11 protein-coding genes are annotated in these 13,261 nt (G+C 35.9%); 4 read left to right on the top strand and 7 right to left on the bottom strand.

From position 1 onward, the window contains the following. The first annotated feature begins 34 nt into the window (after nt 1-34). Both QP953_RS05595 and QP953_RS05590 read left to right on the top strand, forming a co-directional pair. Nucleotides 35-667 (top strand): LUD domain-containing protein, encoded by a 633-nt coding sequence (locus tag QP953_RS05595; protein WP_063833009.1) that lies wholly within the window; start codon nt 35-37, stop codon nt 665-667. A 30-nt stretch (nt 668-697) separates the two neighbouring features. Beyond that, entirely contained in the window at nt 698-1,978 is a 1,281-nt protein-coding gene (locus QP953_RS05590; protein ID WP_156039661.1) for a hypothetical protein, read from the top strand. 367 nt (nt 1,979-2,345) lie between these two features. On the opposite strand, the gene rpsA is transcribed toward QP953_RS05590, so the two are convergent. The 7 genes from rpsA to QP953_RS05555 form a co-directional block, all read right to left on the bottom strand. Beyond that, a complete protein-coding gene (gene rpsA / locus QP953_RS05585) occupies nt 2,346-4,262 on the bottom strand; it encodes a 30S ribosomal protein S1 (RefSeq protein ID WP_052593705.1) in 1,917 nt (638 codons plus the stop codon). 175 nt (nt 4,263-4,437) lie between these two features. Beyond that, a complete protein-coding gene (locus QP953_RS05580) occupies nt 4,438-5,802 on the bottom strand; it encodes a hypothetical protein (RefSeq protein WP_052600389.1) in 1,365 nt (454 codons plus the stop codon). Nucleotides 5,803-6,046: 244 nt separating this feature from the next. Continuing rightward, nucleotides 6,047-6,751, bottom strand: a complete 705-nt coding sequence (locus tag QP953_RS05575; RefSeq protein WP_052593702.1) for a phosphoadenylyl-sulfate reductase — start codon at nt 6,749-6,751, stop codon at nt 6,047-6,049. Next, nucleotides 6,717-6,983 (bottom strand): DUF2061 domain-containing protein, encoded by a 267-nt coding sequence (locus tag QP953_RS05570; protein WP_052593700.1) that lies wholly within the window; start codon nt 6,981-6,983, stop codon nt 6,717-6,719. The genes QP953_RS05575 and QP953_RS05570 overlap by 35 nt, the downstream gene beginning before the upstream one ends. A 55-nt stretch (nt 6,984-7,038) precedes the next feature. After that, complete coding sequence (locus tag QP953_RS05565) at nt 7,039-7,620, bottom strand: bifunctional precorrin-2 dehydrogenase/sirohydrochlorin ferrochelatase (RefSeq protein ID WP_052593698.1); 582 nt, start codon at nt 7,618-7,620, stop codon at nt 7,039-7,041. A gap of 5 nt (nt 7,621-7,625) precedes the next feature. Then, complete coding sequence (gene cobA, locus QP953_RS05560; protein WP_052593697.1) at nt 7,626-8,390, bottom strand: uroporphyrinogen-III C-methyltransferase; 765 nt, start codon at nt 8,388-8,390, stop codon at nt 7,626-7,628. 28 nt (nt 8,391-8,418) lie between these two features. After that, on the bottom strand, nt 8,419-10,548 hold the full coding sequence (locus QP953_RS05555; RefSeq protein ID WP_309554239.1) for a nitrite reductase: 2,130 nt from the start codon (nt 10,546-10,548) through the stop codon (nt 8,419-8,421). A gap of 842 nt (nt 10,549-11,390) precedes the next feature. On the opposite strand from QP953_RS05555, the gene QP953_RS05550 reads away from it, so the two are divergent. Together QP953_RS05550 and QP953_RS05545 are read left to right on the top strand one after the other, a co-directional pair. Next, complete coding sequence (locus QP953_RS05550; protein WP_309554238.1) at nt 11,391-12,170, top strand: nucleotidyltransferase domain-containing protein; 780 nt, start codon at nt 11,391-11,393, stop codon at nt 12,168-12,170. Beyond that, on the top strand, nt 12,154-13,230 hold the full coding sequence (locus tag QP953_RS05545; protein WP_309554237.1) for a DNA polymerase beta superfamily protein: 1,077 nt from the start codon (nt 12,154-12,156) through the stop codon (nt 13,228-13,230). Before QP953_RS05550 ends, QP953_RS05545 begins: the two co-directional genes overlap by 17 nt. Nucleotides 13,231-13,261: the final 31 nt, after the last annotated feature.

The following is a 13,261-nucleotide window of genomic DNA, read 5'->3' as shown; positions in this document are numbered from 1 at the left end:
ATTCTATTGAATTTCTTAAAACAATCCTATTTTTGTGCAGACAGCAAAAGACAACATATTAGGTCGATTAAAAAATATAAAAAACCACACTCCAACACTTCCTTACCCTAATTTGGAAAAGGAAACGATATCTATTTATCCTAAACCAACAGAGGCTTTGGATGTCCTATTTGCTCAAAATTTTCAAAATAATGGTGGCAAATTTGTTTTTTGTGAATCTCAAAAAGAGTTGATAACAAACCTCCATTTGCTAACTCAGCAAAAAAAATGGACAAAGGTATATTGTTGGGAAAAGGAATTGCAACAACTACTAAACCAACAAAATTTTTCTTATCAAACACAAAAAGAGTCCTTAATACATGCAGATGCAAGCCTCACTACTTGCGAAGCATTAATCGCTCGAACTGGTTCTATCTTATTAAGTAGTAATGCTGCCTCTGGACGCAGCCTATCTATTGTTCCACCAGTTCATATTGTTATAGCAACATCTAATCAGGTTATTTATAACTTAAAAGAAGTTCTAAATCTACAAACGGCTCGCGAAGACCATTGGCCTTCTATGCTTTGTTTTACCTCAACCAATAGCCGTACTGCAGATATTGAGAAAACGCTTGTTAATGGAGCTCATGGTCCTAAAGAACTTTACGTTTTCTTTTTAGAAATTTGATCACTCACCCCCTCTTCAATCATCTATTCAATGAAATTCTTAACACTATTTACAGTTCTAATGTTACAGGTCGTTGCTTTATATGCAACAACACCTGATATATCAGAAATAAAACAACAACCAATTAAAGTAGTTATTGCTGAAGCTGAAAAACTATATGGAGAAGCGGTCTATGAAGATGCTTATTATTATTACAAAGCACTCAGCGAAATGAAGAAAAAAATGTCCCAAGAAGAACTTTATCGCTTGGGAAAAACCGCTTTAGCTGCCAAGGATTATCAAACGACACAAGATGTACTAGGTCCTTTGCTCCCTAAAGCCAAACGCTACCCACTTATTCATTATGAATATGCCTCTGCCTTAAAATATACAGGGCAATACGTTTTGGCTACCCAACATTTTCAGTCCTACTTAAATGCGAATCAACACGATGCCAACAACGATTATGTAAAGTTGGCTCAAACGCACCTCAAAACATGTCAAAAGGTTTTAAAAGAAAAAGAAAATACATCTGCTTGGTTCTTAGATGATTTAACAGATGAAAGTGCTGAAGAAGGAACCATATATCGAGCATTGACACAGGCTAGTAAATACAAAATTGGCTTAATCGAGTGCCAAACTTCTAAAGGAACTTGTTTAAAAAAGGTTTATCCTGACAATACAATCGAAACGTTGCAAGGATCAGTAGGCAATCCTATATTTAATTCCGCTTCGCCTCACATTGCTCCAGATGGAGAAACTGTTTATTTTGCACAACAAGAAATGGGAAAAGCTGAATACAGTATTTTTTCTGGTAAAATGACGGCTACTGGTGAGATTGAAAACATTCAAAAACTCGGTCCTAGTGTTAATCGTGTTGGCTATTCTAGTAAACACCCAACCATTGGTGTCACAGAACAAGGACAAGAAATTCTATACTTTGCCTCTACCCTCCCAGGTAGCCAAGGCGGCTATGATATTTGGTATGCCATAAAAACAACCGATGGTGCCTTTACAATGTCATACAACTTAGGGACTCGTATAAATGGTCAAGGAGATGAGATCACTCCTTTTTATTATCAAAATGCGGGAGAGCTATACTTTAGTTCTGAAAAACCATCAGGTTACGGAGGCTTAGATGTTTATAAAATGACTGGTGAGAAAAAGCGTTGGCTAGAAAACCAAGCACAGCATTTGGAAAACCCCATCAATTCTACAGGAAATGATTTTCATTTCAAAAAAACAGGGCGAGGAAAAGGTTCGTTCTCTACCGATAGAGGAAAGGACAAAAAGGAAAAAACCGTAAAGTATAAAAAAACAATTGGTGCTTAATTGAACATAAACACCACAAAAAATGCAGGCTACTTTATTTTAGTCTGCATTTTTTTATTGCCTAAACTCAGTCCAATTTCTATGGCTCTTTCGACAAATGATCAGCAGGTTTAATCTGCCGTATGTTATCTCTTCTAATAAGCTTAGTTGTGTTCTTTGTATTTATTACCTAAGTTCACCATACATTGGGTTATTGATAAGATGGTTCTTGTTTTTCGCAGTTCCGTTTTTTTCCTCATTAGAAGAAGCGATTTTATAAATAGAACATTCTTTCTCAATTCCATGTACAGAATAGACCTAGTTATAAAAAGAAAACGGATGCACAACAAGTGTACATCCGTTTGTATTATTCAAAACAATCGATTGCTTATTCGCCATCTTTGTTTTCAGTAGAATCATTTTCTTCGTTCTTCAACTGCTCTTTCAATTCAGAGAATGCGCTTAAGTCACCAAAAGTACTTTTCTCTGTATTAGAATTTACTTGCTTCACAGCTTGTTTAGCAGCTTGTTTTTCTGCTTTAGCAGCGTCTTTTTCTGCTTGCTCTGCACTACGCTTAGCATCAGAGTAATAACGAGAGTGAGAAACTAAGATACGCTTATCATCACGGTTAAACTCAATTACTTTGAATGGCAATTGCTCGTCTACCTCAGCCAATGTTCCATCTTCTTTCTTGATATGACGGATAGGAGCGAAAGCTTCTAAACCATAAGGCAACAATACGATTGCACCTCTATCGTCACGACGCAAAATAGTAGCTTCATGTGTAGAACCTTCTGGGAACACATCAGCAAAAGTATCCCATGGATTCTCTTCTAATTGTTTGTGTCCCAAAGATAATTTACGGCTATCTTTGTCGATTTCAAGAATAATAACGTCCATTTCAGCACCTACTTTTGTAAACTCAGCAGGGTGTGCAAAACGTTTTGTCCAAGAAAGATCAGAAATGTGAATCATTCCACCAATTCCCTCTTCTAACTCGATGAATACACCATACGGAGTCAAGTTTTTAACTTCTCCTTTGTGCTGAGAACCTTTAGGATACTTCTCTTCGATGTTTGTCCAAGGATCTTCTTGTAGTTTTCTCAAACTCAAAGACATTTTGCGGTCTTCGCGGTCGATAGTAACCACTTTTGCTTCGTATTCGTCTCCTTCTTTAAAGAATTCGCGAGAGTTGATTGGTTGACTGCTCCAAGATACTTCAGAAACGTGGATAAGACCTTCAACACCAGGAGTAACTTCCAAGAAAGCACCATAATCCTCGATGTTAACAATTTTACCTTTTACGATAGAACCAGGCTCAACGCTTTCTGCCAATACATCCCATGGATGAGGTTGTAGTTGTTTAAGACCCAAAGAGATACGTTTTTTATCATCATTAAAGTCTAATACTACTACGTTTAGTTTTTGACCATTCTCCAATACGTCACTTGGGTGCTTGATACGTCCCCAAGAAATATCCGTAATGTACAACAAACCGTCAACACCACCCAAATCCAAGAAAGCACCAAAGTCAGTAAGGTTTTTAACCGTACCTTCCAATACTTGTCCTTTCTCCAATTTAGAGATAATTGCTTGACGTTGCTCTTCCAAGTCACTTTCGATAAGTGCTTTGTGAGATACAACAGCGTTTTTGATAGATTCGTTAATTTTAACTACTTTGAACTCCATTGTTTTACCAACATATGCATCGTAGTCAATAATTGGACGAATATCAATTTGAGATCCAGGAAGGAATGTTTCCAATCCATCGATGTCAACAATAAGACCTCCTTTCGTTTTGCTAATTACAGTACCTGTCACTACTTTTCCTTCTTCGAAAGAAGAAACAATATTAGCCCAAGCATTCAACAATTTAGCTTTACGACGAGAAAGAACTAATTGTCCACGTTTGTCTTCTTGAGTTTCTACGTATACCTCTACTACATCACCGACAGCCAAATCAGGCATGTCACGGAATTCTGTACGAGATACCAACCCGTCTGACTTACAATTCAAATCCAAAACAACATCACTAGCTGTAATAAATACAACTTTACCAGCAACGATTTCAAATTCTTTGATAGAACTCAACGTATTTTCATACAACTCCTCATATTCTGCAATCACATTGTCCTCGTAGTTCAATACTCCTTTAGGACCTTTATCCCAGTCAAAATCATCGTGATTAGTATCTTCTACTACCACTTCTTCGTTAGTTTCTACAGTTTCTTCAACAGTTGATTCTACTGTTGGATTGTTTTCAACAACTTTTTCTTCGTTGTTTTCGTTTTCAAGATTCTCCATTTAGAAAAAACTTGTTTTTAAAAGGTTAAGAAATAATTTTTCGATCAGCTTTTGAGGCTCAAACACTTGTATAAGAGCTTAAAAAGCGAGTGCAAAGATAATAATAAAGCTGTTTTTTACCAAACATTTTGAATTTATTCGAAATAAAAATGATTGATGCATAAAAACTCATGAGTCATCCCGAATTTTCTAAAGCACATTGACAAAATAAAAATGTTAAGATAAAATGGATGGCTTTTCTAAGTCTGTAAATCGGCATCGAAGTCTTTCGGTGCCGATTTCCTGTTCTAGGACACCAAATATTAATGATAGTAGTCATAGTTGCTCTAAAGTTCCTCAACATCCGAAACAAAAAATCCATTACCAAAGTAACTAACATCAACATTTTAAGACGATTTTCAAAGAACCAAAGCCTAGGAGACTCCATACCCAACTCTGATTTTCCATATCTAAAAACCTGTTCAATATCCCATCGTTTCATATAAGAATAGAACATTTCCCATGCTTTGCCACAAGTGTCAATTACTTCATTGGTTAGCAAGTACATAGGAGAAGTGCCTTTGCGTTTATCACGAACAATAACGAGGTATAAATCTGTTTGGGGAAACCATGGATGAGCTACTTTTCGGTAGAGTATTTTGACGCTTCTCGTTTCTTTCCGAATATTATCCCATATTAGGCGATGATCCTTAGCTTTTTGTCCCAGAGAAAGACGATAGGTATTTTTCTTCACTCCATTTTCATCAATCAAATTATTAAGCTTTTTCCAACGAACTAGAAACTTTGCTTTAAAGTTGAGCATACGTTCTACAAAAACACCATTGGCATAACCTCTATCAAAGACATGAAGCACATCCGCTTGTGTAGATGCTACACGTTTATTTAGAGCATTAAACATCCGATAAAATATCTCCGAACTTTCCTCTTTATGTTTACCTCTTGTGGCAAACCAACGCATTTTAGATATTTGAGGAACTTCCTTCGCATGCAAGGAGGTTAAAACTGCACCCGACCACTCAAATCCAGGAACACAAATACGTTTATGCTTATCATAATAACCTGGTTTTATTCGTGTTAACCGTTGACTCTTCTTACTGTGTACTGGGCTTAGCCCTTCACTAAACCAACTTTCGGGCTTTTCTAGTACACTATCATCCCAGAGCATCAACCAACTTTTTCCTAATTCTTGCTTATCTTCCAATCTAGCAACAAACTCTTCTTCTAAATGTTGATCTATTATTTGGTAATCCCATTTCTTACTGCGAAATAAATTACTCACACGTTTTACTCCTGCTTTAGCTTTTTTAGGACCAAGAACTAAGGCGCCTAACTCGGTCAATAGCAAGGCATCTGAACGATTTCTTGACATTAAAACTGCTATAAATACATTATAAAATGTACGCACCAAACGTTTATCTAAATCTTCATCTAGTTTTAAGAGTAATTTAGACAAGTATTGATGTGAGCGATGTAAAATTGTCCATCCTGCTCCATTCTCTTTATTGATATTTTCTGTATCTTGTAGTTTATTATAATACATAGGAATCTCTAATTTTTTGTGGTAATTAAATCTAGTAGATTCCTATCTTTTTTCCAAAAAAAAAGTCATCGCCGAAAAATTCGGGATGACTCATGTTTCAATAACCGTCAGCTTTACCCCTAAAACTGATTGCTTCTTTGATAATCTTTTAGCAGACTGACTCTATTATTCTATTCATTTTCGATAATAATAGTTCGTTAAAACTATGCAGTAGCAGCGTAGCTAACTACTACAATAAGATATTTTAGTTAAAATGCAGACCGCACTCTGTTTTTGAGCTTCTACTCCAACGACCACTACGCCCCTTGCCTCTTTGCGTGCAATGCAAACATCCTATTGAATGATACCCTAATACCTCTAATGGATGAGGGGGCAAATTCGTTGCTTGGTAGGCTGTGTTAAAATCTGATTCTGAAAGATCTATTAATGGATAAAATTTCAAGATATTATCCTTTTTCTCAAATACCTCTAAGTTTCTTCTAAAAGGAGTTTGATAAGCCATCAGACCTGAAATCCAAATATCATAATCTAACTTCACCAATTCTAGTGGCACTACTTTATTAATATAACAACACTTACTAGTATTATTCTTCCACATTTCAGCCTCTAAAGTTGCCTGATGGGCTGTTGTTTCTGGTTTCAAATGAACGACTTCCAAATTTAAAGACTGAACCAATGCATCTTTGTATCTTAGCGTTTCCTCAAAATGGTATCCAGTATCCAGAAAATGAATTTTCTGTGCAGCTTGAAGATTACTAATCCAATAAAGCAACAAGGCTGACTTTGTCCCAAAAGAAGAGGTATATAAGATAGATTTCACATCAAATAGATGGTACAAAAGTTTGATGCGCTCTATAGGAGGCAATGGTTTAAACTGCTCGTTTAGGCTTGCGATATCCTTATCATCAATAGGACTATTTGAGTTTGGAAAAGGCTTCTTGGTTTTCATAATCTGATAAAATTGAAGGGTGATTGGTGTGATAGCCCCAATTGGTTCTAATCCAAATTCGTTCATTGATATAAAACAATAGAAATTTTACAATTCCATCTAAAAAACCTATTGTGCTTGCTAATTTAATATTGCCAGTAAATGCCAATGTAATGGAAAACGTAGCAATTGTTGCCCCGACTCTATAGGTCAATGCTTTGACAAGGCTTCTTCGTTTTTGTTCTTTTTTCATGATCAGTAAGTATCATTTTGAAGCTTATAAGTATATTTTTTTGAATGATTACTTACTAAGCAGATTTATCCAATAAGCTTTCTGTCAAAGCATTTAAAATTTTAACTTTTCGTTCAAAATCAACTCCCAATGTTTGTCTAAAATCATACATATTCTCCAAAAGTCCCTCAATTTCTTCTGGCAATATATTCTCGAGCAACTGCCTCAACCTTTTGGCAAAAGTTGGAGATTTCCCATTGGTAGAAATAGCTATTTTTAAATCTCCTTTGGTAACAACAGACCCCAAATAAAAGTCACACAACAAAGGTGTATCGGCAACATTAACAATAGTACCTCTTGACTTGGCTTCACTCCAAATATATTTATTCAACGAACGATTGTTGGTTGCTACAATGACCAAACTTTTCTTTTCCAAATCATACAATTGAAAAGGTCGTTCTATTAAGGTTACTTGATGTTCTCGCCCCACCAGCAGCGAACGAATTTTTTTAGAAATTTCTATAGCGACCAAAATAATTCTTGCGTCGGGGCTATTTTTTAGAATCAAACTAATTTTTTCATAACCTACATGCCCACCACCAACAATTAAGATAGGCAATTGATTAACTTTTAGAAAAACAGGATATAATGTATTCATACTCTTTAATTTTTTGAATTGACTGTAATAGCATAACTTTTCACTAAGTCGGGATGTAAAGCAACCACTTGCCCAACGACAATAACAGCAGGCGTTTGAATCCCTTCTTTTTCTACAATATCAACAATTGTATCTACTGTCCCCAATACAACACGCTCATTGGGTAAGGAGCCATTTTGAATCACCATGACGGGTGTATTTCCTTTTCCGTAGCGGTGCAAAACCCTTGTTATTTCAGCCAATTTTCGAAGCCCCATTAGGATAACCAGAGTTGAATTTGATTGCGCTGCCAAATAAAAATCTTTGGGCAATACACCATGCTTGGTTGTTCCTGTCAATACCCAAAATCCTTGACTATAATTCCTATGTGTCAAAGGTACTTCTTGCAAACCTACCAACGCAGTACTACTCGACACACCAGGTACAATAGTTGTCTCTATATTAAAAGAAGTCGCATATTGCAACTCTTCGTATGCTCTTCCAAATATAAAAGGATCTCCTCCTTTCAATCGCACCACGTGTCCGTGTGAAAAGGCATAACTTACCGTCATTAAATTGATCTCTGATTGGCTAAAGCGATGTTTATTTGCTCGTTTCCCTACATTAATTTTTAGTGTATTCTCAGATACATTCTGCAACAGTTCTGGATTTGCCAAAGCATCGTACAAAATGACATCCGCTGTTCTCAAGGCTCTTAGCCCTCTAATTGTGATCAAGTCTGCACTTCCTGGACCTGCGCCCATTAACGTTATCTTTGGTTGTTTTTTCATTGTCTTTTATATTTTATAGATGATGATTTTAGGCGTTATAATGGGCATTAATAACTTCTTTATTTCCATCCAAACGTGCTTCTCTATAAGCAAATACTTGTTCTAAAAAGGCAGCTGCTTGTTGCCAATATTGCTCCGCAAAGGCTGGTTCTGGCTGGTTCTGATTGATTTGCAAAACCAACTCTGCAAAAGGCACCTCCAAATCAAAAAGACCTGTATCAACCAAGTGCTGATCAAAATCCTTGATAATCCCAATGTGCGTATTGCACTTCACATCAACACCCAATAAAATGGCTTTGGCAGCAACCACAAAAGCTCCATAACTCAGATAAACACTGTCTCCAAACAACTCTTCTTCTAATGCTTGGCGGCCTAATTCAACTTTTTCTTTGGCATCGTTCAAAATCGTAGTTACCATATCAAATGCGACTCCTGCACACTCACCAACTCCAATTTCTTTTTTATAAATCGTCTCTTGTCCCCAGTCCCAAAAATCACTAGAATGTAGATCATCCTTTGTTGTTAGTTCTTTCAGCAAGTTGTAGAAATACATTTTTCCTTGACGTTGGACATAATCATTAAAACGCTCTCCTCCAAGTTCTTTTTCTTCATAATCATCTAGCAGCCAAGTCAAGGCAATTGGAGTCCTCTTCGTTGGAATTTTAATAATTTTCTCTGCAATAAACCCCTTACCCGTTTCATCTACCCCACCCCCTAAAACAATTTGCATGGCAGGCAGCACCTGTTTTCCAACTTTGATAGAACTACCATGAAAGCCAATATTAGCAGCCATATGTTGTCCACATGCATTCATACAACCACTAATTTTGATGTTCACCTCCTTATCTCCAATCCAATACGCATAATTCTCTAACAATACTTGCTCTAACTGATTCGCCAAAGCAGTACTATTACTAACCGCTAAATTACACGTGTCTGTACCAGGACAAGCCGTAACGTCTACAATTGAACCAAAGCCAGGGTTTGCCAAGCCTAAAGCATCTAAGGCATTGTAAATCGCAGGCAAAGAATCTGTTGGAATGTATTTTAGTAGAATTCCTTGATTAATCGTCAAACGCAATTCATTAGCAGCATACTTTCGAACAATTCCACTTAATTGTCGAGCCAAAGATGCACTTAAGTTGCCGAGTCGAATTTTCAGTTGTACGCCATGATACCCCTTTTGCTTTTGTTCAAAAACATTTGTTAAGCGCCATAATTGATAGGCAGTAGGATTTTGAATGCTAATAGAAGTTTCTTCTGCCAACGTAGCGGGTGGCGTTGGTTGCCAATTATTACTATCCTCAATTTCTATGGAAGCATTGGCTAAAGCACGGGTTTCTTGCTCTACCAATTCTAAAAACTCAGCGATTGTATATTTTTTTAATAAAAATTTCAATCGAGCTTTCATTCTTTTTTCTCGTTCTCCATAACGATCAAAAACTCGAATCGAAGCTTCTACAAATGGAATGACTTTATACGTCGGCAAAAATTCATAAACAGTTGGTGCTATCATCGCTTGTGCCCCCAAGCCTCCTCCTAACAATACCTTAAAGCCTCGTTCTCCATTTTTAATTCGAGGTATAAATCCAAAATCATGGAAGTAAGCAAAAGCGGAATCTTCATTGGTAGCAGAAAAGGCTATTTTGATTTTTCGTCCCATTTCTTGCGCAATAGGATTTCTCAAAAAATACTCAAACAAAGCATGTACATAAGGAGACACATCAAACAGTTCGTCAGGGTGAATACCCGCTTTTGCAGAAGCCGTAATATTTCGAATCGTATTGCCACAAGCCCCCATTGCAGTCACTCCAACTCTAGATAAGTCAGCCCATAAAGCAGGTGTATCCTTGAGCTTCACATAATGCAACTGTATATTTTGACGCGTCGTCAAATGTAAATTTCCCGTACTATATCGTTCTGAAGCATCTGCCAAAGCATCCAACTGCTCTGTTGTCAAACGACCAAACGGAATTTTTGTCCTAAACATTTGCACCCCCAACTGACGTTGTCCATATACCCCTCTTGTTAGTCTATAATGTTTAAAACGTTCCTCATCAATCCGTCCCAATTGAACATCTGTTATCTTTTGTTTTAATTCAGTAATGTCTTTTTGATCAGCAGGTTGAATACCTTCTAAGTTTAATTTAGTTGCCATGACATATAAGTTTTTAGTGATCCACAGTTAAGAAATAAAAGAGAAAGCCCTTTCAGGAAGTAATATTTCCTGAAAGGGCTTTTGCATTAAATGAATACTATTATTTGTCTATCAATATAGGTTTATCCATAACGTGCACATCCACTTACAAGAAATTATCTTGAAGCAACAACAACAGCAGGTACAACAGTTATATAGAGTATAAATAGACATAAATTGATATTGATTGACTCCACTCAATTTCTTAACGTTTCGTGGATTTTATAGATACAGAATAAAAAAACCTTCTAGAAATTAGTATCTCTAGAAGGTTCTTGGTTATATTTTATTTAATTATGATTACATATAAGATAACGCATTCCTACCAGAGTTTTTTCTGACAAGAACAACAACAAGTATTGATTGAATATGTAATGATAATTTTCATGTTTGTCTTTTAATTAAAAACCATTTTAGTCGGTTTGATAATACAAAGCTGTACATTAAAAATTAAAAATGCAAGTTTTGGAGTTATTTTTTTATTCAAAATAATCCATAAATTGGGTAATTGTTCCGTACAACACTCCTTTTTTAAAAACCATAAAAACCTAACTACCAATATTATACACCTAAAACACTTAAAAATTCCAAGTATCGATAATCAACTGATAAAGTTTCATTACTTGACAAACTTAGCTAGTAGTACTGTGCTATTATCTGCTATTTCTACATCGTTTCAACAAACAAAACTATTCAGGTACTGGAACTATACCTTACGTTTATAAGTTACATAAACCATTCATCAGCATTACTATTCTGCAATCATTCAGGAAAATAATGTATGCTAAAAACTAAAAAAACTTATGAAAGATTTAATCCTAAAACGTTTAAAAGAACTAGAAACGATTCATAACATCACGATATTATACGCTTGTGAATCAGGTAGCAGAGCTTGGGGATTTGCTTCGCCAAATAGTGATTGGGATGTCCGTTTCATATACGTTCATTCTCAAGATTGGTACCTTTCTATAGATGAATCAAAAGATATGCTGGATTTTGCCATTGACGAGCACGAACTAGATTTAACGGGGTGGGAATTGCGCAAAACACTTCGCTTATTTAGAGGGTCTAATGCGAGTCCTTTTGAATGGTTGCAGTCTCCTATCGTATATCTAGATCCTTATAATTTTAGATCCGAATTATGGCAATTGACCAATACTTACTTCAAGCCACGTTCTATGGCTTTTCATTACTTGGGCTTAGCAAAAAATTCTTCTAAAAAAGGCTTGGTTGATGGATTGATGGACATTAAGAAATACTTCTATGTCTTGCGACCACTTCTAGCTGCCTACTGGATTTGTCATAAAAAAACAGTGCCTCCAATGGAGTTTGCTCTCTTGTTAGAACAATTGAAATCAGAAGAAGCATTGTATGCAGCGATTCAAACATTAGTTCGTAAAAAAGTAGCTGCTTTGGAAGGGGATCTAACAGAACCTGTTCCTATTATTCAAACGTTTATACAAAAACAGTTGACAGCATGTGCTATTCTTGCTAAGGATTTATCCGCAGAGCAAGCTGTTAGTACTCCTTTAAATCATTTATTTAGAGCATTTATTCAGTTATCCTATGTTGACAATCAATGACCTTAAAACACAAAATTTACTTCTATTTGAAGCTATTAGTGGCAGCAAGGCTTATGGTTTATCCTTGCCTACTTCCGATACAGATATAAAAGGAGTCTTTGTCCTCCCTCAAGATATTTTTTATGGTTTGAACTATATCCCTCAAGTAAATGATCGTAATAATGATCAAGTTTATTATGAGCTAGGACGCTTTGTGGAATTATTATACAAGAACAATCCCAATATTTTAGAACTGCTAAACACTCCAAAGGATTGCATTTTATACGAACACCCCTTATTCAAGCAATTGGATGCAGCTCTTTTTCTATCCAAACAATGTAAGGATACATTTGCAGGTTATGCGATGTCTCAAATCAAAAAAGCAAGGGGATTGAACAAAAAGATCATGAATCCAATGGAAAAGCAACGAAAAGGGGTTTTGGATTTTTGTTATGTACAATACAAACAAGGTGCTATTGGAGTGCAAGATTGGTTAAACGAACACAGTTTGATACAAGAACGTTGTGGATTGGTCAATATTCCTCATATGAAAGACCTTTATGGCTTATATTACGACTTTGATAATCAATATAATTTTCAAGGCATTATCAAACCTAAAACGGTTGATACCATTCTTTTGAGTAGTATTCCTAAAGAGGTACGACAATTAGCTGTTCTTTATTTTAACAAGGATGGTTATAAAAAATATTGTAAAGACTATAAGCAGTATTGGGAATGGGTCAACAACCGCAATGATAGTCGCTATGCCAATACTATTGCGCATGGGAAAAATTATGATGCTAAAAATATTATGCACACGTTTCGGCTGTTGGACATGGCAGAAGAAATTTTATCTACTGGTGAAATTCAAGTACATCGTCCCAATCGAGCTGAGCTACTAGAAATCCGAAAGGGTACTTTTGAATATGAAGTATTGATGAAAAAGGCAGAAGTGAAAGTCAAAAAAATTGAGCAACTGTATCAACATTCTACACTTCCTTCAAAACCAGATAAAATACAGATAGAAAAAATACTGGTAACGATTCGAAAAGCATTTTACCATGCCTATAGTTGTTCTTAATGTTTTGAGAGAGTATAAGTAATCATAATAC

The sequence above is a fragment of the Aureispira sp. CCB-E genome (assembly GCF_031326345.1).
In the GTDB taxonomy this organism is placed as follows: Bacteria; Bacteroidota; Bacteroidia; order Chitinophagales; family Saprospiraceae; genus Aureispira.
The sequence above is the reverse complement of the archived record's forward strand: the minus strand, read 5'-3'. Positions and strand labels throughout refer to the sequence as shown.

What these genes read in the sequence shown, in the direction of transcription:
- QP953_RS05550 (WP_309554238.1), top strand. Translation starts at nt 11,391, where the DNA reads ATGAAAGATTTAATCCTAAAACGTTTAAAAGAACTAGAAACGATTCAT.
- QP953_RS05590 (WP_156039661.1), top strand. Translation starts at nt 698, where the DNA reads ATGAAATTCTTAACACTATTTACAGTTCTAATGTTACAGGTCGTTGCT.
- QP953_RS05545 (WP_309554237.1), top strand. Translation starts at nt 12,154, where the DNA reads ATGTTGACAATCAATGACCTTAAAACACAAAATTTACTTCTATTTGAA.
- cobA (WP_052593697.1), bottom strand. Translation starts at nt 8,390, where the DNA reads ATGAAAAAACAACCAAAGATAACGTTAATGGGCGCAGGTCCAGGAAGT.
- QP953_RS05580 (WP_052600389.1), bottom strand. Translation starts at nt 5,802, where the DNA reads ATGTATTATAATAAACTACAAGATACAGAAAATATCAATAAAGAGAAT.
- QP953_RS05555 (WP_309554239.1), bottom strand. Translation starts at nt 10,548, where the DNA reads ATGGCAACTAAATTAAACTTAGAAGGTATTCAACCTGCTGATCAAAAA.
- rpsA (WP_052593705.1), bottom strand. Translation starts at nt 4,262, where the DNA reads ATGGAGAATCTTGAAAACGAAAACAACGAAGAAAAAGTTGTTGAAAAC.
- QP953_RS05575 (WP_052593702.1), bottom strand. Translation starts at nt 6,751, where the DNA reads ATGAAAACCAAGAAGCCTTTTCCAAACTCAAATAGTCCTATTGATGAT.
- QP953_RS05570 (WP_052593700.1), bottom strand. Translation starts at nt 6,983, where the DNA reads ATGAAAAAAGAACAAAAACGAAGAAGCCTTGTCAAAGCATTGACCTAT.
- QP953_RS05565 (WP_052593698.1), bottom strand. Translation starts at nt 7,620, where the DNA reads ATGAATACATTATATCCTGTTTTTCTAAAAGTTAATCAATTGCCTATC.